Source organism: Methanoplanus limicola DSM 2279 (genome assembly GCF_000243255.1).
Classification (GTDB): Archaea; Halobacteriota; Methanomicrobia; order Methanomicrobiales; family Methanomicrobiaceae; genus Methanoplanus; species Methanoplanus limicola.
Map to the genome: position 1 here is coordinate 2,914,834 of NZ_CM001436.1, position 22,592 is coordinate 2,937,425.

At 38.5% G+C, this 22,592-nt stretch carries 27 protein-coding genes; 7 read left to right on the top strand and 20 right to left on the bottom strand.

Features of this window, described 5'->3' with window-relative positions:
- Window positions 1–5: 5 nt before the first annotated feature.
- Window positions 6–515 (bottom strand): nicotinamide-nucleotide adenylyltransferase, encoded by a 510-nt coding sequence (locus tag METLIM_RS13920; RefSeq protein WP_004079504.1) that lies wholly within the window; start codon window positions 513–515, stop codon window positions 6–8.
- Window positions 508–1,290 carry a nickel pincer cofactor biosynthesis protein LarB gene (gene larB / locus METLIM_RS13925; protein WP_048146411.1) on the bottom strand — a complete coding sequence of 261 codons (783 nt, stop codon included), beginning with the start codon at window positions 1,288–1,290 and terminating at the stop codon, window positions 508–510. The genes METLIM_RS13920 and larB overlap by 8 nt, the downstream gene beginning before the upstream one ends.
- 45 nt (window positions 1,291–1,335) lie before the next feature.
- Between larB and METLIM_RS13930 the strand changes: the two genes are divergently transcribed.
- The 7 genes from METLIM_RS13930 (at window position 1,336) to METLIM_RS17220 (ending at window position 6,317) form a co-directional block, all read left to right on the top strand.
- Complete coding sequence (locus METLIM_RS13930; RefSeq protein ID WP_004079508.1) at window positions 1,336–1,653, top strand: hypothetical protein; 318 nt, start codon at window positions 1,336–1,338, stop codon at window positions 1,651–1,653.
- Window positions 1,654–1,675: 22 nt separating this feature from the next.
- A complete protein-coding gene (hisS, locus tag METLIM_RS13935; protein ID WP_004079509.1) occupies window positions 1,676–2,893 on the top strand; it encodes a histidine--tRNA ligase in 1,218 nt (405 codons plus the stop codon).
- Between the two features lie 3 nt (window positions 2,894–2,896).
- Window positions 2,897–4,699, top strand: coding sequence for a DNA topoisomerase VI subunit B (locus METLIM_RS13940; RefSeq protein WP_004079520.1), 1,803 nt, complete (start codon window positions 2,897–2,899; stop codon window positions 4,697–4,699).
- Window positions 4,692–5,780 carry a DNA topoisomerase IV subunit A gene (locus METLIM_RS13945; RefSeq protein WP_004079521.1) on the top strand — a complete coding sequence of 363 codons (1,089 nt, stop codon included), beginning with the start codon at window positions 4,692–4,694 and terminating at the stop codon, window positions 5,778–5,780. The genes METLIM_RS13940 and METLIM_RS13945 overlap by 8 nt, the downstream gene beginning before the upstream one ends.
- A 69-nt stretch (window positions 5,781–5,849) precedes the next feature.
- Entirely contained in the window at window positions 5,850–6,086 is a 237-nt protein-coding gene (locus METLIM_RS13950) for a type II toxin-antitoxin system HicB family antitoxin (RefSeq protein ID WP_004079522.1), read from the top strand.
- Window positions 6,083–6,223, top strand: a complete 141-nt coding sequence (locus METLIM_RS17215) for a type II toxin-antitoxin system HicA family toxin (RefSeq protein ID WP_217177984.1) — start codon at window positions 6,083–6,085, stop codon at window positions 6,221–6,223. The genes METLIM_RS13950 and METLIM_RS17215 overlap by 4 nt, the downstream gene beginning before the upstream one ends.
- On the top strand, window positions 6,216–6,317 hold the full coding sequence (locus METLIM_RS17220) for a hypothetical protein (RefSeq protein ID WP_245543550.1): 102 nt from the start codon (window positions 6,216–6,218) through the stop codon (window positions 6,315–6,317). The genes METLIM_RS17215 and METLIM_RS17220 overlap by 8 nt, the downstream gene beginning before the upstream one ends.
- A 63-nt stretch (window positions 6,318–6,380) precedes the next feature.
- Here METLIM_RS17220 and METLIM_RS13960 read toward each other — a convergent pair whose 3' ends face one another.
- The 18 genes from METLIM_RS13960 to METLIM_RS14045 form a co-directional block, all read right to left on the bottom strand.
- The gene (locus tag METLIM_RS13960) at window positions 6,381–7,310 is read right to left on the bottom strand and encodes an NAD-dependent epimerase/dehydratase family protein (RefSeq protein ID WP_048146058.1); all 930 of its coding nucleotides are present in this window, start codon (window positions 7,308–7,310) and stop codon (window positions 6,381–6,383) included.
- An 8-nt stretch (window positions 7,311–7,318) separates the two neighbouring features.
- Window positions 7,319–8,023 carry a nucleotidyltransferase family protein gene (locus tag METLIM_RS13965; RefSeq protein WP_004079524.1) on the bottom strand — a complete coding sequence of 235 codons (705 nt, stop codon included), beginning with the start codon at window positions 8,021–8,023 and terminating at the stop codon, window positions 7,319–7,321.
- Window positions 8,024–8,032: 9 nt separating this feature from the next.
- Window positions 8,033–9,022 (bottom strand): SDR family NAD(P)-dependent oxidoreductase, encoded by a 990-nt coding sequence (locus METLIM_RS13970; RefSeq protein WP_004079525.1) that lies wholly within the window; start codon window positions 9,020–9,022, stop codon window positions 8,033–8,035.
- Window positions 9,023–9,036: 14 nt separating this feature from the next.
- Entirely contained in the window at window positions 9,037–10,137 is a 1,101-nt protein-coding gene (locus tag METLIM_RS13975) for a glycosyltransferase (protein ID WP_048146059.1), read from the bottom strand.
- A 33-nt stretch (window positions 10,138–10,170) separates the two neighbouring features.
- Window positions 10,171–11,940 (bottom strand): LIC12162 family transferase, encoded by a 1,770-nt coding sequence (locus tag METLIM_RS13980; RefSeq protein WP_169312406.1) that lies wholly within the window; start codon window positions 11,938–11,940, stop codon window positions 10,171–10,173.
- A gap of 43 nt (window positions 11,941–11,983) precedes the next feature.
- Window positions 11,984–12,817, bottom strand: coding sequence for an SDR family oxidoreductase (locus tag METLIM_RS13985; RefSeq protein WP_004079529.1), 834 nt, complete (start codon window positions 12,815–12,817; stop codon window positions 11,984–11,986).
- Window positions 12,818–12,826: 9 nt separating this feature from the next.
- Window positions 12,827–13,597: an SDR family NAD(P)-dependent oxidoreductase gene (locus METLIM_RS13990; RefSeq protein WP_004079531.1), complete on the bottom strand. Its 771-nt coding sequence runs from the start codon at window positions 13,595–13,597 to the stop codon at window positions 12,827–12,829.
- A 57-nt stretch (window positions 13,598–13,654) separates the two neighbouring features.
- On the bottom strand, window positions 13,655–14,497 hold the full coding sequence (locus METLIM_RS13995) for a sugar phosphate isomerase/epimerase family protein (protein WP_052300931.1): 843 nt from the start codon (window positions 14,495–14,497) through the stop codon (window positions 13,655–13,657).
- Between the two features lie 20 nt (window positions 14,498–14,517).
- The gene (locus METLIM_RS14000) at window positions 14,518–14,952 is read right to left on the bottom strand and encodes a VOC family protein (protein ID WP_004079536.1); all 435 of its coding nucleotides are present in this window, start codon (window positions 14,950–14,952) and stop codon (window positions 14,518–14,520) included.
- A gap of 5 nt (window positions 14,953–14,957) precedes the next feature.
- Window positions 14,958–16,349: an aspartate aminotransferase family protein gene (locus tag METLIM_RS14005; RefSeq protein ID WP_004079537.1), complete on the bottom strand. Its 1,392-nt coding sequence runs from the start codon at window positions 16,347–16,349 to the stop codon at window positions 14,958–14,960.
- 34 nt (window positions 16,350–16,383) lie between these two features.
- Complete coding sequence (locus tag METLIM_RS14010; protein ID WP_169312407.1) at window positions 16,384–17,103, bottom strand: acylneuraminate cytidylyltransferase family protein; 720 nt, start codon at window positions 17,101–17,103, stop codon at window positions 16,384–16,386.
- Window positions 17,104–17,218: 115 nt separating this feature from the next.
- Window positions 17,219–18,154 (bottom strand): class I SAM-dependent methyltransferase, encoded by a 936-nt coding sequence (locus METLIM_RS14015; protein WP_004079540.1) that lies wholly within the window; start codon window positions 18,152–18,154, stop codon window positions 17,219–17,221.
- A 29-nt stretch (window positions 18,155–18,183) separates the two neighbouring features.
- Window positions 18,184–19,020, bottom strand: a complete 837-nt coding sequence (locus tag METLIM_RS14020) for an N-acetylneuraminate synthase family protein (protein WP_004079542.1) — start codon at window positions 19,018–19,020, stop codon at window positions 18,184–18,186.
- A gap of 31 nt (window positions 19,021–19,051) precedes the next feature.
- Entirely contained in the window at window positions 19,052–19,540 is a 489-nt protein-coding gene (locus tag METLIM_RS14025) for a KdsC family phosphatase (RefSeq protein WP_004079544.1), read from the bottom strand.
- Window positions 19,530–20,108, bottom strand: coding sequence for an SIS domain-containing protein (locus METLIM_RS14030; RefSeq protein ID WP_004079546.1), 579 nt, complete (start codon window positions 20,106–20,108; stop codon window positions 19,530–19,532). The genes METLIM_RS14025 and METLIM_RS14030 overlap by 11 nt, the downstream gene beginning before the upstream one ends.
- 5 nt (window positions 20,109–20,113) lie before the next feature.
- The gene (gene fsa / locus METLIM_RS14035; RefSeq protein WP_004079548.1) at window positions 20,114–20,776 is read right to left on the bottom strand and encodes a fructose-6-phosphate aldolase; all 663 of its coding nucleotides are present in this window, start codon (window positions 20,774–20,776) and stop codon (window positions 20,114–20,116) included.
- Window positions 20,777–20,782: 6 nt separating this feature from the next.
- Window positions 20,783–21,730: a transketolase family protein gene (locus tag METLIM_RS14040; RefSeq protein WP_004079550.1), complete on the bottom strand. Its 948-nt coding sequence runs from the start codon at window positions 21,728–21,730 to the stop codon at window positions 20,783–20,785.
- Window positions 21,730–22,560 (bottom strand): transketolase, encoded by an 831-nt coding sequence (locus tag METLIM_RS14045; protein ID WP_004079552.1) that lies wholly within the window; start codon window positions 22,558–22,560, stop codon window positions 21,730–21,732. Before METLIM_RS14045 ends, METLIM_RS14040 begins: the two co-directional genes overlap by 1 nt.
- Between the last annotated feature and the right edge of the window lie 32 nt (window positions 22,561–22,592).

The following is a 22,592-nucleotide window of genomic DNA, read 5'->3' on the forward strand; positions in this document are numbered from 1 at the left end:
CTTTTTTAGTCTTTCTTTGAGATCTGACTCAGGCGACGGACGCCGCCTATTTCTTCAATAATATCAACAACAACTGACGGTACAAGCTCCTGCCAGTTCTCATCCATGAGCATCCTGCGCCTGATCTCGGTACCGCTATGCGTCCCCCTCTCATACATTTCAGGAGAGACTACCAGTGTACCCTCTTCCCTGAAGAGTTCAACAACCAAAGGATTACTTGAAAATACGACATCAAACGGGGGTGACATGGACTTTACGTGCGCAGCCCATAAGGCATTTCTCTGGACATCCTCTATCGGAATTACATAAAACGGGCATTTCAGCTTGTCAAGCGACCTTGTGATCATCATAATCCTCTCACCGGCAGTAAAGGGATTATTGACAAAATGGCTCATCTGGGCACTGCCTACCCCGATTATAATCTCATCGACTTCATCTGAGATGGCCTCAAGTACAGACTGATGCCCGTTATGGTACGGCTGAAAACGCCCGATATAAAACCCTCTCTTAACCACGATTCTCACCAGCCATATTTGCAATCCTTGCGGCGAATGCCCCGGCGGTAAATCCTGCATCAATATTCACCACTGTCAAAACAGCGCATGACTGAAGCATACCGGCAAGTGCGGCCTGCCCCTGACCCATATAACCGTACCCGACACTTACAGGCACCCCTATAACAGGTCTGTCAACAAGTCCGGCGATTACAGTCGGAAGTGTGCCCTCACGCCCTGCACAGACGACATAGGCATCAACATCAAGCATCTCTTTTATCGCCGGAAAAAGACGGTGGATACCGGCGGCGCCTACGTCATATGCGGTCTTAACCTCACACCCCATAACTTCGGCAATAACCTTTGCCTCCTCTGCAACCCTTAGATCTGAAGTTCCGGCAGTGATGATTCCAACCCGCCCGCCCGACTTTTCGATGTCAGGTTCTCTGGATATGAAAACGGTGGATGCGGTTTCATTATATGAAGAGAAAAAAGCAAGAGATTCTGAAATATTAATAAGAACATCTGCCTGATCTCTGCTGACTCTTGTGATTAGACATCTTCCGGATACAGGAAGTATCTTCTCCACAATCTCAGTGAGGTGTTCTGTCCTTTTACCTTCAGCCAGAATTACCTCGGGCATACCGCACCTGACAGACCTTCCGAGATCTATATTGGCAATATTACCTATCTTTTCTATTCTCAGGCCGTCAATCAGTTCCTCAGCGGCATCAGCTGAGATCCTGCCAGCCTCAAATTCCTTTAAAATTCCTCTTAAAGTATTATTCGAATTCATCCGGATAATTAACATATGGTTTGGGGTTGAATAATAAGTATTGGCATGACATACAGTTATCTTCTCTATGTGACAGTCTTCGGTGCAGCCGTGGTTACTTACCTGTGGCTGAGGGATGCAAGAATATTTTACAGGACAGGTTATCCCGGATACAGAAAGGCAGCATATTATGGTGTTTTTTACACAGCATTATCCCTGACAGGCGTTCTGTTTGCCCTCAGGGGCGAGGAACTTATTTCCCTCATTTTAGTTCTGATAGCTATCTTCTTTCAGGGCAGAATTGAGAAGGAAAAGGACAAAATATGGTCAAAGACATCCACAATGACTGACAGAATCCTTGGTAATGTGAATATAAGGAAATAACAGAGATTTCAGGAGCAATATAATGATTAAAAAGCCAAGAGGAACGAGAGATTTCCTTCCTGACGAGATGGAAGAGAGAAGAGAAGTCGAGAGAAAGATGCGGGACGTTGCATCCTCATTCGGATACAGGGAGATATGCACACCCACTTTTGAGTCCTCGGAATTATATACAATAAAATCCGGCGAGGGAATAATAGAGGAGATGTACGTATTTGAGGACAAAGGCGGCAGAAGACTTGCACTTCGTCCGGAAGGCACAGCCGCAGTACTCAGGATGTATGTCAGTGAAGGAAAAGTCCTGTCAAAACCTGTACGATGGTGTTACCTCTCCGACTGCTACAGGTATGAAAGGCCACAGAAAGGAAGATACCGGCAGTTCTGGCAGTTTGGTGCGGAGTTAATAGGTGCAGACACAGCGGCGGCAGATGCCGAGATGATCCTGCTGGCCTATGAGATACTGAGTTCCACAGGAGTTAATTTTGAGATGCATGTCGGACATCTCTCACCGATGAAACATATTCTCTCAGATCTTGCCGAAGACGACAGAAAGAAGGTTATGGCCCTTCTGGATAAGAAGAATTTTGATGGACTAACAGAATATCTGAATTCTGCCGGAAGACCTGAACTGTATGATAAACTGAAAAATCTTGTCGAATGCTCAACCTTAAAAGAGGCAATGGATATCTGCGGCGACTTTCCTGAATCGAAGAGAATGGCAGATATTCTAAATATCCTTGACCATACAGGAATGAGTTACAGGCTGAATCTGGGCATTGTGAGGGGCCTTGACTATTACACAGGCATGGTCTTTGAAGGATTTGCCGACAATCTCGGTGCCGAAAACCAGATTATCGGCGGGGGTTCGTACAGGCTTGCCCACCTCTTTGGTGGAGAGGACGTTGCATCCTGCGGATTCGGGATAGGTTTTGACAGGGTGATGGTCTCACTCGGTGAAGTTGCTATAGAGAGAAAACCGGTAGTAGCGGTTGCCTACACACCGGAAGCTGCCTCAAGGGCATTTGAGGTTGCCGGAATATTCAGAAAGGCAGGAATACGCGCAGAAATTAATCTCCTTGAGAGAGGAATAGGCGCACAGATGAAATACGCGGCAAAGACTGCATCATATGTAGCCCTGATTGGCGCAAGGGAATGCGAATCAGGACTTATAACCTTAAAAGATCTCACTTCCGGGGAGCAGAAGGAGATATCACCCGTGGATGCTGTATCAGAGGTGGTTTAGACATTGGATCTCGCCGAAGAGTTAGCATCTAAACAGCGCAGCATAAGTGTTGCAGAATTCTTTGAGAAGAACAAACATCTTCTTGGTTTTGACTCTCCGACAAGGGGAATAATTACAACCATCAAAGAAGCGGTTGACAACTCACTCGATGCATGTGAGGAGGCGGAGATCCTCCCGGACATTTATGTTGCAGTTAAGAAGACTGACAGGGATGTCTTCCGGATTATTGTGGAGGACAATGGCCCGGGCATTACACCTGCCCAGGTGCCTTTTGTCTTTGGGAAGCTGCTCTATGGATCACGCTTTCACCAGATCCGGCAGTCAAGGGGTCAGCAGGGTATAGGAATATCCGCAGCAGTGCTCTACGCGCAGCTGACCACCGGAATTCCGGCTGTGGTCACTTCAAGAACAGGGCATAAAAGTCCTGCACACAGATTTGAACTTCTCATTAAGACAGAGACGAATGAACCTGAGATTGTTAAACAGGAGGAGATTGTATGGGACAGGATGCACGGGACAAGAATTGAGATCGAATTCAAAAGCTCCCTTGCCGCCAAAAAAAGGCTTCTGGACTATCTCAGATACACATCAGTTGTAAACCCGCATGCAAGAATAAGGGCGGATATTGACGGCGATCTGCACAATTTTGAGAGGGCGAGCGATGAGATTATTGTCGCACCAAAGGCCATTGCGCCTCACCCTCACGGCATTGAACTTGGCCTCTTAAAGAGAATGGCGGCACTCAGTGACAAAAAACTCAAAGAATTTCTGATCGACGGATTTTCCCGTGTAGGAGAGAAGAATGCCGATGAGATAATCGGAATTTCCGGGCTGAAAAACAGCAGGAAGACTTCCGGGCTGAAGATTGAGGAATTAAAAAGCCTCCTATCGGCGATGCAGACCGTAAGTGTGCCTCCGCCCCCTGCGTCCCAGTGCCTCTCACCTATAGGTGAGGAGATGATCATAAAGGGGATAGACAAGGAGTTTGAACTTGACTTTGTTAAATCAAGGACGAGAAAAAGCCAGGTCTATTCCGGAAATCCGTTTATCATTGAGGCAGCCATAGGATACGGCGGAAAACTTGAATCCGAAGGTTCTGCAACCCTTATGAGGTTTGCAAACCGTGTACCACTCCTCTATCAGCAGGGTGCATGTGCAATTACAAACGCCGTATCACAGGTGAACTGGAAGTCATATAATCTCCCACAACAGGGGATTCCCACAGGGCCGGTGATGATTCTTGTTCATGTGGCATCAACGAATGTCCCGTTCACATCTGAGAGCAAGGATGCAGTTGCTGCCATTGATGAGATCGAAAAAGAGATTGTCCTTGTAATGCAGGACCTTGGCAGGGAGCTTAAGAACTTCCTGAGCAGGAGGGATAAGAACAAACAGGAGGAAGAGAGAGCGCGTGCTGTCTGCTCACTGCTGCCAGACATTGCTGCCAAAGTGTCTGAAATTGTTGAAAAGCCCGTACCTGACGTATCACCTCTTGAAGCGCAGATTATGAGAAAGGTCGTTGCAAAGAAGCAGACAATCGGCGGGATCGTTGAAATAACGGTAAGCAACCACACAAGAAGCCCGGTTTCTGTAACTGTTTACAATATGTCTGAGGACAGTGCAGCAGATGCAGAGCCAAAGACCGATTTTACCGATGTTATCGGCAGCGAATACAATAAACTGTGGAAGGCGGAGATTGAACCGGAATCTGCATGGAAGGCTACATATACCGGTACAGGCAGCGGGACACTTGATGTACGCGGAGTGGACGGGAAGAAACTCGTGGTGGTGGATCTTGATGCTTAAGAAAGAACTTGATGAAGAGGCAACAAAGCGGCTTAAAAATATTGCAGGGAAATGGTATGACCAGATCTCCTCTGCAACAATACCATACATCTCGCTTCCGACAAGGACCAAGAAGAATATTGAGTACGATGAAAATTCTGAGGTCTGGAAGTACGGGAACCGTGAAACTGTGAGGTCGGCATCATCGGCCAAGAGCGCGCTACACCTCCTGAAGATGGCTCATGTAGTCGGATTTTTAAAGAATCAGATTGCTGATAACCGGTCATCCACCCTGAGAGAGATGTATTACATCTCTGAAGGATGGAAGAGGGCAAAGTTCTCCGCGCAGGATGAAAGTAATATGCTTGTTGAAGACCTTGAAATTATAACTGAACTTTCAAGGGAGGCATTTCATCTCCGGCCCGAGGAGGACGGTGCAGCTATATATGGCCCACTCAGAATAAAGGAGCAGACGAGGCGCGGGGAGAAGATTATTCACTGCCAGGAGGATGTCGGCGAGGCAGGCTACCCGATTCCGAACAATGTCAACAACCTTGAACTCATAGATCATGATGCCAAATTTGTTATTGCGATGGAGACCGGAGGTATGTATGCCCGTCTTATGGAGAACGGTTTCGATGAAGAGCATAATGCAGTTCTGGTTCATCTTAAGGGTCAGCCGGCCCGCTCTACAAGAAGGGTCTTAAAGAGGCTTAATTCAGAGCTTGGACTTCCGGTGGTTATATTCACTGACGGTGATCCCTGGTCATACAGGATCTTTGCAAGTATTGCATATGGTTCAATTAAGGCGGCGCATATGTCAGAGATTCTTGCAACTCCGGGGGCGCAGTTTATCGGCGTTCAGCCTTCTGATATAAGCAATTATGACCTTCCGGCAGACAAGCTTACGGAAGGGGATATTGCTGCCCTGAAAGCAGAGCTTACTGATCCAAGGTTTGACACTGAATACTGGAGAAAGGAGATAAATCTGCAGCTTAAGCTTGGACTGAAGTCAGAACAGCAGGCTTTTGCGAGCCGGGGGCTTGACTTTGTGACGAAGGATTATCTGCCGGACAGGCTGAGTGAGATGGGGGTAATATGAAATATTGTCTCATACAGACATTATTATCTTCGATTAATATCTAAATACACCATAATACTGGTGATTGAAATGAAAGATAATCTCCTGAATTTAACCGTTCTTATTGAGCAGGATGAGGACGGAATATATGTGGCAAAGGTTCCGGACATTCCAGGCTGCTACACACAGGGAAACACCATAGCACAGGCGATGGAGAGAATAGAGGAAGCAATTCATGCCTGTATTGATGCCGGGGAAGATCTGGCAGATATTATGCCGATGAAATTTATCGGGCTTCAGCAGGTTGAGATTAAGGTTAAGGCATGAGCAGACTTCTTCCGGTTACCGGAAAGCAGATGTGCAGGATTCTGGAACGGCTGGGATATATCAGAGTTCACCAGTCCGGCAGTCCACATCAGATATATTCACCCGGACGGAAGAAGAACTGTGGTGCCTGTGCATGATAATGAAAAGCTTGGCATTGGTCTTACCAAAGTGATACTGAAACAGGTGAAGTTATCGCGCGAGGATTATGAAGAAGTAAGACGGAATATCTGATATTTTTAACGAAAGATTACCTGCCGGACAGGCTCATTGATATGGGGGTCATCTGAGAACCCGTCAATATTCTTTCAGCATATCAGTAAGAGTTTTCTCAAAGTTATACTCCGGAACCCATCCAACTGTATTTTTTATTTTAGTGATGTCACTTTTTTGCGTGGGCACTATTTCCGGTAATATCTCTGAAGGCAGATTAACTGTAATTTTATGAGAAGTTATTATTTCAAGTGCAACAATAACATCCCTGACTGTAAAAGCATCACCCGAACCAATATTGAACACCTCACCCCGACATTTTTCTTCAAATACAGGTGATGAGATTATATCCCAGTAGGCCCTCACAGCATCACGGACATCCACAAAGTCACGCCCGGAATCAAGGGAATATAGGTCAAAGGATTCCCGCAGGCCGGCAATGATCTCTCCAGTATATTTCACTATTTTTCCGGTGACGAAATCCTCATTCTGCCCCGGACCAAAGAGATTAAACGGGCGTGCCACCGTAATATTCATCCCGTACTGTCTTGTAAATGAAAGGGCCGCCATCTCACCCGCAGCTTTGCTGACACCGTAGGCACCAACAGGACGAAGGGGATTATCTTCTGATATTGGCATTTCTCCGGCATAGCCATAGACGGCAGATGAACTTACCACAAGAATCCGGGATTTGTTACAGTGCTTCCTTACAGCTTCAAGAAGGTTGACTGTTCCGACTGCATTCAGTCTGAACTGCTCTTCATAACTGCCTCTGCGTTCACCTGCAAGATGTATGATATAATCGGGTTTTACTGACGAGATCAGATCTTCGATTTCTGAAACATTGCAGATATCAGCCTTTATGAATCTGCAACTTTCAGAGGATTTTGGCTTGGATGAATTATACAGACCATATATTTCCGGTCTGTTCTTTGCTGATGCACATTTTTCAGATATATGCTTAATCAGATATCTTCCGGTAAAGCCGGATGCACCTGTGATCAATACCTTCATGAGGCTATTCATGGCAGGAATTTATCCTTGTATTTCTCAAACTCTTCTATTGACTTTTCGTAGTCATCCGGACGTCCGATATCAAGCCAGTAACCATCATATGGATAGCTGAATACCGGAGATTGATTCTGTATAAATGAGTGCATCAGGTTGTCAAAGCCAAAGGGTTTGTTTTTTGGAACAAATTCAAGCATCTCCTTTCTGAAGGCATAGATGCCCATACTTACCTCAAAGTGATATGTCGGTTTTTCAATGAATTCATTGATCCTGAAACTGTTATCATGCTTCAATACACCAAAATCAATATTGACATCACGCCTGTAAGTTGCAACAGTGCCAAGTCCGCCCTTCTCTTTATGGTAATTCATGAAGTGTGAATAGTTCAGATCAGTCAGTATGTCTCCGTTCATCACCAGAAAATTATCATCAAGATCTTCTATCAGGTGCAGAGGCGCAATAGTCCCAAGTGGCTCCTTTTCGTGGCTGTACCTGACACTGAGATTCAGATCTGTTGCAGATTCAAGATATGCCCGGATTATCTCGTGGAGATATCCGGTTGAGATAATTACATCATTAAATCCGGATGACTCAAGCTGCCTGAGAATTACCTCCAGAATTGGATAATCACCAATCGGCATGAGAGGTTTTGGAAGAACGGTTGTATATGGCCTAAGTCGCCTGCCCTTCCCGCCCGCAAGTATAACTGCCTGCATCTTAGATCCTCATATTATATACCGGGAAGTTTTGTAGCATGCAAGATTCTTCCTTATCCATTCAATTGTGATCTCAAGACCCTCTTCAAGAGTGTATTCCGGAGTCCAGCCAAATACTTCCTTTGCAAGTTTATTGCCGCAGATAAGTTCCATAACTTCGCTGTTCTCCGGACGGACTCTCTCCTCTTTGCAGATGATTTCAGCATCCGGATTTATCTTCTGAAGAATTATATCTGCAATCTCACCGATTGTAGCGCCCCTTCCGCTGCCGACATTGATGGTCATTCCGATGGCATTGTCTGATTCAGCCATCTTAACAAATCCGTTTACAGTGTCATATACAAAGTTCATATCACGCACAGGGGTGAGTGAACCTAAGTGTATTTTGTCTGATTTAAGTGCCTGGGATATTATTGTCGGAATTACAGCACGGGCTGACTGGCGCGGTCCGAATGTGTTGAAAGGTCTTATCGTAGAAACAGGCAGTTCAAATGAACAGAAGTAGCTCTCCGCAATTTTGTCAGCGCCTATTTTTGTTGCAGAATACGGAGACTGGCCCTGAAGGGGATGTTTCTCATCTATCGGAGTATAAATTGCAGTGCCATAGGCCTCACTTGTTGAGGTATGAATTATTCTGCTGACATCATGTTGTCTGCATGCCTGCATGATATTGAGCGTGCCTTTGATGTTTGTATTGACATATGATTCGGGCGCGACATAGGAATACGGGATTCCAATCAGCGCGGCAAGATGGAATACATAGTCATTTCCGGCTACTGCATCATCAACGGCAAACCCGTCCGCAATGTCGCCTGAGATTACCGAAATTCTGTCATCGTTCTCAGAATAGTTCTCTTCCAGCATTCCCCAGTCGTTGCGCGCATTGTAATGAACAAATGCAGTGACATCTGCTCCGAGTGCGACCAGTTTATCGACAAGGTGGCTTCCGATAAAACCCCCTGCGCCGGTCACAAGTACCTTTTTTCCCTGCCAGTTCATTTGATATCCTTAAATTATTGATTATATTTATCAATTAAGGTTCTGTAATCCGATTCGGCTTCTGCCATTAGCTTCCACCAGTCCCCGCGCTCAAGAACTGTTTTGCGTGCTTTTTTGCCAAGCCGGTTTCTGAGGGATTTATCTCCTGCAAGGAGGAGGATCTTCCTGGAGAGGGCATCCGGATCTTTTGGCGGGACGAGTATTCCGTTTTCGCCGTCGGTTATCCATTCCGGAACTCCGCCAATGTTTGTTGCAATCACCGGAGTTTCTGTTGACATTGTTTCGAGTAGTGATACAGGTGTTCCGTCTGATACTGCTGTTGTTACAAATATATCTGCTTTGTTTAGATCAACCGGAACCTGTGAATATTCTGTTCTTTGCAGGAAGTTTACAGCATCTGAGAGGTTTTTAGTTTTGACGAGATCTTTTATTTTAGGCAGTTCCGGGCCGTCACCCTTGAGATATAACCTGAGATTTTTGTTAATCTTGTATGCCTTTTCAAAGCCTTCTACGAGGGTTGGCATGTCATATACCGGATAAAAACCACGGTTTGAGAAGATGACTGTGTGATCTTCATCGAATTTTCCGGAATTTTCAGAGGGCGAGAACATTTTAGTGTCAATGCCAAAGGGGAGGTATTTGATTTTATCCTCTGGAATTCTGAAGTCCTCTATGATATGTCTGTTGATGTCGTGGGAAACGCCATATATCAGATCTACCCGATTCAGTATTTTTTTTGTAAATTGGTGAATAATTCTGCTTTGAGGTGGCAGAATGAGTATATCGTCGCCCCATGCAGATACTACTGTAGGGTATTTTTTTCCGGACGGGAGGTGAAAGCCGTACTTTGTGATGAAGTGCGCGTGGATTAAATCCGGATTTATTTTTGTTACTAGTTTCTGGATTTTTAGATGGCGCGGCCAGAAGTCCAGGTAGAGGTTGTTGAATTTTCCGGGGATTATGTGCTCGGTAATTTCCGGGTTTTCTTTGATAAAGTTCTCCGGTGCAGGGTCGTATGTAATCAGGTGTACTTCGTTATCTTTGTTTTTTGCGAAGTATTCAACCCATCTTTGAGTGTGGATTGTCCGGGCGTCTGCGATGAAAGTTAGGATCATGGTACCATTACTAAAATTCAAACAAAATATTTCCTACTTTGATTCCATATTAATCTCTTTAAGGACTTTTTTAAACTCATTCTTCCACTGTTTCATCCAGTCATCTGATGTTCTTGCAAATTGATAGCAGAATTCATCTTTTGCTTCCTGCACTTCAGGTTTATTCCACCAGGATAATGGATCTTTGTATATTTCATTTACCATTTTAGCTGCCGATTCAGGGGTTTCATGAAAAATACCGACTTCTCGCAACTGATCAAAATATTTCTGAGCAGATGGTCGTAATTCCCAGTAATATGGATCCCAGAATACTATGGTTGGAAAATTAGCAACAAATGTTTCAAGATATGTTGTTGCGTTATAAGTGCATATTGCCAGACGACTTTTATTTAGAGATTCTACAAAAGACATATTACCACCCATTATTTTAATATTTGAATATTTATCAACCCAACGATTCTTTTCATTCCACCCAAAATCATATGGATATAAACGCAAGTAAATGATATCATGAACTTGATCTGATAAAAAATTGTAAAACTTAAATTGATCTTCAATATAATTTAACATATGCGGACCAACCGATGCACTGTACATGAAATAAGAATAACGTGGAACGGTCATACCGATCCAAAGTATAGTTCCATATCTATTTGGTTTAACATTACATTTAAAAATATTAAATTTGCCTGTTGGTAATGGGATTACTTTTTTTTCCCCCTTTACTTCCCAACCCCATGAATAATATCTATCACAAATCTTTATCTGATGATCTTCAGATGCTGACCAGAGACCATTCCCATAATGTCCACCATGTTGAGTACCTACTACTTTAGCACCTTTCTCTTTAGAATATCCAGCCCAAAAGCAAAAACTTGTCCTTAAATAGGCATTAGCAGTGAAAATTATTTCTGGATCCTTTGGATATACTTCGAGAGACATTTCGTGAAAACTCTTATAACTCTCAATAAATGCTTTTAACATATTCTCAGGAATTAATTTATTTAACAGCAACTCAAATTCTGATTTACAACTATTAAATTTAATTTTTCTTCTCAATTTAGAATTTAATGTAGATGAATTCATGTAAATATTGCCAGATTCATATAGACAGGGAATTTGTCTTAGCAAAATTTGTAATTTTATAATATCTAAATTACTTAGATAACTATCCACAAATACAATTTTATTAAATCCTTCCGAAAAAAAATCATTATATATTACATTTATTCTCTTTGCTAATTTTTTTATTTTATTTTCACTACTTGAGCAAATGATATTATTATCTGGCTCAATTTTAACATCTAACTTTTCATAAGAGATTAAATTAAGAGTTTCTACAATTCGACTATACAAATAAAAATTATATTTATCAAAGCAAAACCAGTTTTGGAACATTTCAAAATCATCAGGTATCCAATTATTCGTATCTTTTTTACATATCCATGTATTTGTTACAAGTCCACTTTCATATGCTGTTTTTAATGAAAGATATCTATCATATAATATTTCTATAAAATAGTATAACCATGGTCCTACAACAATACGCCAGTAATTTAATGAATAATTTGTATTATGTAGTTCATTCAAATTTTTTGCTAAACAGTCTAGATATCTCTCATATATAGAATCCAGATATAAATAGTCATCATATAATATATTCCTATCATCCCAATGATATGGAAGAACTTTGGAATTTAATTTTGACCATACATCTTTCTGGTCATATATTTTACACCATTCTCCAAGGAATAATATATCTTCATCAGTATTCCAGAATCGTTGATCAGCCGTAGTAACCAAAAACATGAAAATCCCATTTAGTAAAAACCAGACAGCCTAAATCCTACCAACATGTTCTTCCACCATCAACAATTATAGTTGAACCAGTCATATAAGTGGACGCATCAGAAACCATGAATATTACTGCTGATTTATATTCATCGGCATTCGCCATTCTGCCCATCGGAATTAATCTTTCAACTTTTTCAGTAAAACTTTCCGGCTGCTTATTATATATTCCACCAGGACACAGTGAATTGACACGTACACCATCCCTTGCCCAATAAGTGGCAAGATATTTAGTCAGACCAATTAAACCATGTTTGACTACCGAATATGTAACCGGTTTTACTGGTTGTAAATCCTGAGATAATCCATTAATGGAATAAATACTTTGATCTGGTGCAATGATTCCTAAGTCTGAGGAAATATTTAAAATAACCCCCTGTTTTCGTTTTGCCATTTCTTGCCCTATTACCTGACAACAAAAGAATGCACCTTTTAATCCAACTGCAAAATCCAAATCCCAGTTTTCTTCAGGAAAATTCTCAAATCTGCTCCATCCCGGATTTTTTCCTGCATCAACTTTGGGATCATTTGCAGCATTATTTATAAGAATATCCACATATCCAACTTCAGAGATAATTGAATCATTTAGATTGATTATACTTTCTTTTTTTGTGATATCTGTAATAAACCAGTGAACTTCTGAATCATATTTTTTGGATAACATTTCCGCTTTTTTCTTAGCGGCAGATTCATTAATATCTACTAAAACTGGTATACCTCCTCCTTCAAGTATTGCTTCGGCATGTTTTTCTCCAAGAAATCCGGCCCCACCAGTTATAACCGCAATTTTACCATCTAACTTGAAATTATTGATTGTATTTGTAATCATTTTGTTACCTCATAAACACCTTGTCTGTCCACCATCAATAACAAAATTAGCACCAGTAATGAACTGAGACTTTTCAGAAACCAGAAAGCATACCACTTCAGCAATGTCTTCCGGAATTCCAAATTTATGAAGCGGAACATTGTCACTGATGTATTGAATAGTTTTTTCTTCATCTTCTTGCATTTTATTGTACCATGTTCCGCCTTTAAAATATATATTTCCTGGAGAGATTGCATTTATTCTAATACCTGATGAACCAATTGTATGTGAAGTACTTTTCATATAAGCCAATAATCCAGCTTTTGCAGTAGAATATGTAATTGGTGCAGAAATACTCTCACAACCCGCAATAGACGACATAATAATTATATTTCCGGACCCATTCTTTTCCATGATTTTTATGGCCTCTCTGGTTATTTTGATGGATGAAAATAAATTTAATTCCATGCACTTTTCCCATTCTTCATCGGAAATGTCCCAACCTGAAGAAAAACGACCGGACCCAATATTTGCAACAAGTATGTCCAGTCTACCATTTTTCTTGATTATAACCTGCATAAGTTTTTTAATATTGTCAATATCTGTTAAATCCCCACAAAATTGATTTATCCTTTCAGATGAAATACTCTGAAATTCTAAAAAAGTATCATTTAGATCTTTACCATTTCTTCCTGTTATATAAACAATAGCGCCTTCTTCAAGAAGTTTTTTAGCAATAGCTTTTCCTATTCCTTTGCTGGAACCAGAAACTAATGCAATTTTTCCGATCAAATTAGACATGTCGTAAATTATGTATTTATTACCATAATTGTTTGTCCTCAGAACTAAATATATGTTTCAAATTTTAAATCCTGCACCGGAGAGTAAATGAATCACATATTCTTTATTTTTCATAGCAAGTTCTATCTCAGACATTTCATTCTGACGTGCAGCCTGAAGTATAAAATTTCTGGAATAGTGAATTTTCTTTAATAATTCAAAACACAATGGCAGATCTGCTGAACCACTTCCAAGTGGAACCGTGGTTCCATGTAGTAATCTGTCCTTTACATGAATACTTGACACCCATTGTGATAACAAATTTAATTCTAAATTTGGATCATATCCAAGAGACGCACTGTTTCCAATATCATAATTTAATCTTATAAGTGGGTGGTTAATCTTCCCAAAAATTCCATTAAGTATATCTGGTGGCAAATCTGTTTCCAAATGTAATTCAATTCCAAACTCTTCAGTAAGAGGAATAATTTCTTCTAAAATCTGAATTAGAATATTGATGTCTTCCTGTGACTTTAATCTGGATGAATCAACAAAAGGAAGGATTATATAATCAATAGAGAGCTTATCTCCTCTTTTGATTAACCATTTTAAATGATTAATATTGTTTAATATCGGTTTTGATTGAGAATTAATCAAAAATTCACTCATAAAATAATCTGCACATATTGATCTGACATCGACTGATGTTTCACGCATATGCTTCTTTATTTCCTTTATTCCATCATAATTAATAATTGGATTTACAGTTTGAGTTTCCTTTTCATAGATCCATTCAATTAAATCCAGTCCTGCCTCTTTTGCAAGGAAAAACTCTTCTCTCCACGAATGAACAGGAAAAGATTGTATTTTTCCATCTACTGGTGATGAGAGGCGCCCCTGCATAATGCCAATTTTATTCAAAAATATTCACCACATAAAATTTATATTAATTCTACAAACTCAATAAATGTCCCATCAGGATCTCTACAGAATGCAACTATGGCATCACCATTTGATGATAATTCAGGTTCACTTATAAATTCAACATTGCTTCCGGACAATTCATAATAAAGTGATTTTATATCATCTACAGTAAATGCAATATGTGTAGGGCCAATTCCATTAATTTTTACTCTATTCTCACTTCGATCATGTGGATGTATAAATTGAATCAATTCAATTAGGACATCTCCTCCTTTTACTGATAATTTAACAGTAATTATATCAGCACCAGAAATACCAAGAACCTTTGAAATGTAATCTCCCTTTTCTTCAGTTTTTTTAGAGAGAGTAAATCCCAGATATTTCTGATAAAATTGTAGTGATTTATTTATATCTCTAGTTACTATCCCAAAATGTCTGATATTTTTAATCATAATAATTACTCATAAATAATCTCAAAAATTGATTCTTCAAATACATCCAAACCTTCATAAAGTGCATCATCAGTAATTGTAAGTGGTGGACCAATTTTTATTGATTCTCTTCCAGTATGAACCAGTAGTAATCCTTTCTGCATTGCTTTTTCAGCTATTCGACTTGCAATCTCTGAATCCGGTTCGCCGGTTTCCGGATTGATAAAAATTACACCAGCTATAAGCCCATCACCAAGAACATATGAAATATAATCAGGATACTTTGCTTTAATCTGATTTAATCTTTCAAATAAGAGGATTCCCTTTCTTTTAGCTTCAGCAATGAGATTCATTGATTCAATTACTTCTATATTCGCCAAACCCGCAGCACAGCAGAGAGGATTTGCAGAATGGGTACTACTCATAGATCCAATCTCCGGAATGTCCATAATTTCTTTTCTGCCAATAACAGCAGAAAGTGGAAGTGATGAACTTATTCCTTTACCACAACAGATCATATCAGGTTCAACTTCATAATGTTGGTAGGTAAAAAGTTTCCCAGTTCTGCCAAATCCGCCCTGAATTTCATCAAAAACAACCAGTATTTTGTTTTCTCCTGCATATTTGACTAATTCCTGAATATAACTCTTAGGTAAAAGAATAGCTCCCCACCCAATATATGATTCAATTATAAAACCAGCGAGATCCTTTTTAGGATCAACTCCCGCAGTTATAAGGCTCTTAATATCTTCATGAAATTTAGACTTCCAAAAATTATCTTCATCACCTATAGATTCTGCTAACCAAGGATATGGAAAAGGAAGCCTGTGAATGTTTGGATCTTCATAGCCTATCCAGCTTCTGGATTCAGGATTTCCACCAAGCATCTGGGCACCCAGTGTCCTTCCATGCATACTCCCATTAAAAGAGACAACTCCGCCTTTTCTTTTTCCAATTTTCGCTCCGTGCATTCGAATTAATTTTAATGCGCACTCTGTTGCTTCAGTGCCTGAAGAGAGAAGAAATGCTTTTTCAAGATACTCTGGAACAAATTCGATTAACTTTTTCAGATAATTAATTCTGATTTCCGTAATATAGGTATAACTGTGAAGTAGATCAGAATCCATAACTTCTTTAATTTTAGCCTTAATGGCAGGATTAGAGTGCCCTGCATTTGCAACAAATATTGTTGAAGTAAAATCTATCCAGCAATTACCATATTTATCATATACCTGAAAATCTTTGGCTTTATCCCAGATAATTGGATATTGACCATGCATAGATCTGCATTCATATTTATCTAGTACCTCCAATAAAACAATTGAATCAGGAACAGGTAATTTTGTTTTTATCTGACGATATTTTGTATCCACTTCAGAAACATCCACAGGATTTTGGTTAAACATATATTCTGCCATATTATCAGCTCTAGCATTAATTATTCATAAATTTTTAGAGATCATATTTGATTTGTTTAAGATGATACTTAAGATTCTCATAATTCTGAATGGTATCTATCTCTTCAACATATTCTGTAATATAACCCAGAACCTTATCCCCATAGAGTGAATAATTATCAAGAACTAAATTAGGCAAATAAATATCTATATATCCATTTGGATGATATGCCTTTGGAAAAAATTGTCTTGGTAAATTATAATATTCCGGGCGCGGGTCATCCGGGAAAAAACCATCAAGATATTTCCCATTAAATTTCATCATTTTCTGAGGTGGTTCAGATAATTCATGAACTGAACGCAACGAAGTTGCATCTTTATCATTCTTAATTAAATTAATTGCTTCACACAGCTTACCCGGATTTCTGAGTGGAGTTGTAGGCCTCAGATTTACAAGATATTTTGGAATTATACCTTCATTTTCTATATACCAGTTAAGGAGATGCAGAATAAAATAAATATCCTGGGAAGTGTCTGTTGAAATTTCATTTGGCCTTAGGAAAGGAATATCAGCACCATATTTTTTTGCAACATTAGCAATCTCATAAGAATCAGTAGAAACAATTGTCCGGGTTATTTCATTACAATTTATCCCAGACATTATTGAATATGCTATTAAAGGGAAACCATTCAAATCAATTAAATTTTTTTTAGGAATACCTTTAGAGCCACCTCTTGCTGGGATTACAGCCCACACTTCATTAACAATTTTCACAGAAATCACAATTTATTCATTTTATTATTTATCTAAATTAATTATCAATTATAACTAATGTACATTACAATAATTGCCATGCAAACATACAAACCAACACATAAATCTAAAATAATTAAATAGGTTCCCCAATAAACATCATATTATCGGTCACCCCATATTTTGCAAGAATGTTCTTATAATCTTTATCAAAATTACTAATGAGAAGATTCAATTCATCTTTTATAGAGCTATCAACTGTATCCACAATTGGAAATTTTGGTTCACTTAATCCCATATGGCAACTTTTCTGAGGTTTACCCAATAATATCCAGTTTAGGTGATTTAAAAAATTATAGTCCTGGAAAAATAAAATATCTCCATTATATCCTGCGGCCCTCATGACTTGCATAAATGAATCCGGAGTGAAATAAAATGTATGAGCTTCATGGAAGTAAAAATTATGATATTGTTCATTATTGAACAATGACAATAGTGGATCTAACAAATTAGGGACTTCTATCACTATTTTACCTTTTGGTTTAATATAGGATTTAAGCAGTTTTAAAAACTCAATTGGCTCATCAACATGTTCCAGAGTCTGCAGCGCGCAAACAATATCAAAAGATTTTTTTTCCAAACCTGAATCTTTTAAATCACAACCATAGGTTTTACAATTACAAACTTTACTTGCAAATTCAGCTGCACGGGAATCATAATCAACCCCAATTACATCTTTCAGGAAAGGTTTTATATTGTAAATAAAATGACCTGTTGAGCATCCAACTTCCAATAACCTCATATTAGAATTAATAAGAGGTTTTAATAATTTAAGTCGATTTTCTTGATAATTTACATATGAATTAAAAATATCATCATAATTAGAAGTAGTTTCGATATCCGGACCAAAACGTTTTCTATATTCCTCATCATAAAATAATTTAGAATCATCTTTTCTTTCTTTAAGGATTCCAATTTTACACTTATCACAATAATAGACAATTCCCGGCCCACCCCTTAAACGTTGTGAAATTATTGATAAATCTTTGTTCTTACAAAGAATACATTCCATTTTGAGCTCCTGTATTTTTTTGTTAAAATTTAGTTATCTTCAAAATATCTCAGTTTTTTAGCAACACCTGCTTCACGTTCTGAGACTTTTTTATCTGTACTTCCCATAATAGCAGGAATACGTCTTATTGACTGGTTCATTTCTCTTAATTCTTCCTTTATAATTGATGCTGCCTGATCACTGCCATACATAGATTTATCGAGTGTAATATGTCGTTCTATTACGCTTGCGCCAAGAGCAGCAGCAATAATTGACGGAAGAATATCAGCTTCATGTCCGCTGTATCCAACAGGACACCCATATTTATCATTTAAAATATTCATTATAGACAAATTGATTTCATCATCAGCTGAAGGATATGTTGAAACACAGTGAAGAAGAGTAAAAGGACAGTTATTATTTTTAAATATATCTACAGCATTATCAATGTCATCAAAGGTGCTCATCCCTGTTGAGATAAATGTCATCTTCTTCTCTTCAGCGATTTTCTCAATCAAAGGAATATTTGTAAGCATTGCGGATGCTACTTTATTGAATTTATGATTGTACTGTCTCAGAAACAACTGGCTATCTATGTCCCATGCTGATGCAAGCCAGTCTATTCCTTTTTGCTTACAATAAATGTCAATTTCATCATATTCTTCTTTACTAAACTCAAGACCTTCCTTCTGTTCACGCTGGGTTGTTCCCCAGGGACTTTCTCTTGCTGAATTAAGTACATCTTCGGAATATACTGTTTCTATTGTACGTTTCTGGAATTTAACTGCGTCACAACCTGTTTCGACCGCAGCATCAATTAGTTTTTTTGCGATTTCAACGTCACCATTATGATTAATTCCTACTTCTGCAATAATATATACTGACATATTCAAAACCTTTGAGAATTCTTTTACTTATTTATTGAGCTAATAGCATATCAATAAATTCTCTTACTGCACCATATCCTCCCTTTTTATTCAGAAGAATATCTGCAACGCTGATTGCTGTTTCATGAGAATCATTAACTGCCACACTTATTCCTACATTTTCCATGCATGAAACATCATTAGAATCATTCCCAATATAAGCAATATTAATTAGTGAAATATTCTTATCGTTTGAGATACGTTCTAAAAGTTCCAGTTTATCATTGATGCCCGAATAACATTCAATTGATAGTTTTGAACATCTAGCTTTAACTACAGCATTTTTTTCTTTTGATATTACAATAGTATCAATATTTTTTGATTCTCTCAATAATTCAATACCCAAACTGTCACTTCTATTACATGCTACTGATTCAACCCCGTTTTTATCTACAAATACTCTATTGTCTGTAAGAACCCCATCAAAATCAAGAACAAGCAATTGAATTTTCTTTAATTTACTTAGAATTTCATCTTTCAAATAAGTCATCCTCCACAATTTCACAGATAATATGTGCAACCATTATATGTGCTTCCTGAATCATAGGAGTCACATTTGAAGGTATATTAAGAACAATATCAGCCAGATCAGAGGTATAATCAGTATTAGACCCAGTAAATAATATCGTGACTGCCCCTTGATCTTTTGCTTTTTCTAATCCAATAATTACAGATTTTGACCTTCCACTTGTACTAATCCCAATAACTACGTCATTTTTATTGACATAGGCTTCTACCTGACGTGAAAATATTTCATCGAAACTACTGTCATTCCCAATTGCAGTAAGAATAGAAGTATCAGTTGTGAGGGCCTGTGCAGGAAGACTTCTCCTCCAGAAATTTAATTTATTTATAAATTCAGCTGCAATATGCTGTGAATCTGCAGCAGAACCACCACACCCAAATAGATATACACAACCATTGCCAGTGTAACAATTTTTTATGTGAGCAGATGATTGTTTTATATTCTCCAATAGTACATTATCAGAAATAATTGAATCAATTACTTTTTTATGTTCCAATATGTGATTTATTATTCTTTTATCCATAGTAATCACAAATCATTATTAGAATTATTTTTTACAGATCTCCAGTCATCCATAAATTTCTGGAGTCCCGCATCCGTAAGATTGTGGTTAAACATTAATGTTAATACATTTGGCGGAACTGTAGCAACATGAGAACCCGATAATGCTGCATCAAGAACATGCATCGGGTTTCTGATACTGGCAGTAATTATCTCTGAATCAAAATTGTAATTTTCCAGGATTTTGGCAGTTTCTTTTACTATATTAATACCAGAATATCCAATATCATCCAGTCTTCCGACAAAAATGCTCACGTAAGTTGCACCGGCCTTGGCAGCCAGAAGAGCTTGATTTGAAGAAAAAATAAGGGTGACATTTGTTTTGACACACATTTCACTCAGTTTTTTGGTTGCTTTTAATCCATCAGGTGTCATCGGAACTTTAACAACAACATTATCTGCAATGGAAGATAGTTCTAATGCCTCTTTTATCATTTCATCACAATTTTGACTGATGACTTCAAGGCTGACAGGTCCTTTTACGGTGTCGCAGATTTTTTTGAGTAAATCATTCTGGCTGGAACTTTTCATCTCTTTTGCAAGAAGACTTGGGTTTGTTGTAACTCCGTCTATGATATGAGAATATTTTTCGATTTCATTCAAATTTGCTGTATCAAGAAAAAATTTCATTTTATATCACCTAAATTTAAGCAGTTCATTTGCTGATTCAATAACCGTCTCTGATGTAAGATTAAAATGTACAAATAGCTCATCAACTTTCCCCGAAGTTCCGTACATATCATTAACTCCAAGAATCTTCATTGGAACTGGGTAGTTCTGAATTAAGACTTCGGCTATAGCAGATCCCAAACCACCTATAACATTATGTTCCTCTAATGAGATTACGTGCCCTGTTTCTTTGGCGATATCAATAATCTGTTCTTTATTTAGTGGCTTAATTGTATGAACATTGATTACTTTTGCCGAAATTCCCTCATTTTCAAGCTTTTTTGCTGCAATAAGAGCTTTTCTTATCATATTACCTGTTGTAAATATGGAAATATCAGTTCCGTCTTTTAGGATTGGATATTCTTTTGGATTATATTTGTAATCATCGTCAAAGATCTTAGGAGATTTTCTGCGTGATAATCGGACATAAACCGGACCGTTATAATCTACAGCAAATTCAATTACAGATCGGGTTTCTGCTGGATCTGCGGGTATAATTACATGCATATTTGGAATTGCCCTCATAATGGCAATATCCTCAAGTGACTGATGTGTAACCCCGTCCCCACCAAGACTAAGACCAGAATGAGTCATAACCATTTTCACATTTAATTTATCAAGTGCAATGGTGTTTCTGATCTGCTCCCATCCTCTTCCGCATCCAAATATTGAAAATGTTGTTACAAAGGGTATTTTTCCACAAAGAGACATCCCGGCAGCAATATCCAGCATATTTTGCTCAGCAATACCAACATTTATGAATCTATCGGGAAATTTATCCCGGAAAATATCTGTTTTAGTTGAAGAACATAAATCGGCATCCAGAACAACAATCTCCTCATTTAATTTACCAAGTTCACATAGTTTATTACCAAAGGCATCTCGATTATTATTACAATTATTTAGATCGTACATTAGTACCGTCCCTCCAGATACAAAATGCCTTCTTGTAGTTCTTCTTCTGTCAAAGGTTTGGTGTGATATTCAATTTTATCCTCAATAAACGGAATACCACAACCCTTTACAGTATTGGCAACTATAAGTGTTGGTTTATTCTTTGATTCATTTGCAAATTTATAAGCATTAAGAAGTTCATCAAAATTATGCCCATTTATCTCAATTATATTCCAACCCAGTGACTTCCAGCATGAACTAATATCTCCTAAGGACATTATATCATCAATTGATCCTGTCGATTGCAATTTGTTATTGTCAATAATTACAACAAGGTTATCTAATTCATAATGAGCCGCAGACATTGCTGCCTCCCACACCTGACCTTCCTGACACTCACCATCCCCCAACAATACAAAAACACGGTACTTTTTATTATTCATCTTGCCTGCAAGGGCAATTCCCACAGCAACGGAAATTCCCTGTCCAAGAGAACCGGAAGAACTGTCTAATCCTGGCAAATTATAACTTTTGACAGGATGGCCCTGTAATCTGCTGTTTAATTGCCTTAATGTTAACAACTCATCAGAATGAAAATAACCTTTTTCTGCAAGAGTGGCATACAATCCCGGAGCAGCATGGCCTTTACTTAAAATAAATCTGTCTCGGTCGGGATCTGACGGATTACTTGGATCTACATTCATTTCATTAAAATATAATGAAATCAGAATATCAACACAGCATAGCGAACTTGAATAATGACCACCACCCACATAAGCAGTCATTTCAATAACTTTTTTACGAATAGATTTTGAGGTATTATTCAAAAACTTAATATTATTTTCAACCATTATCCCTCTGATATTTAGAATGGATAACATAT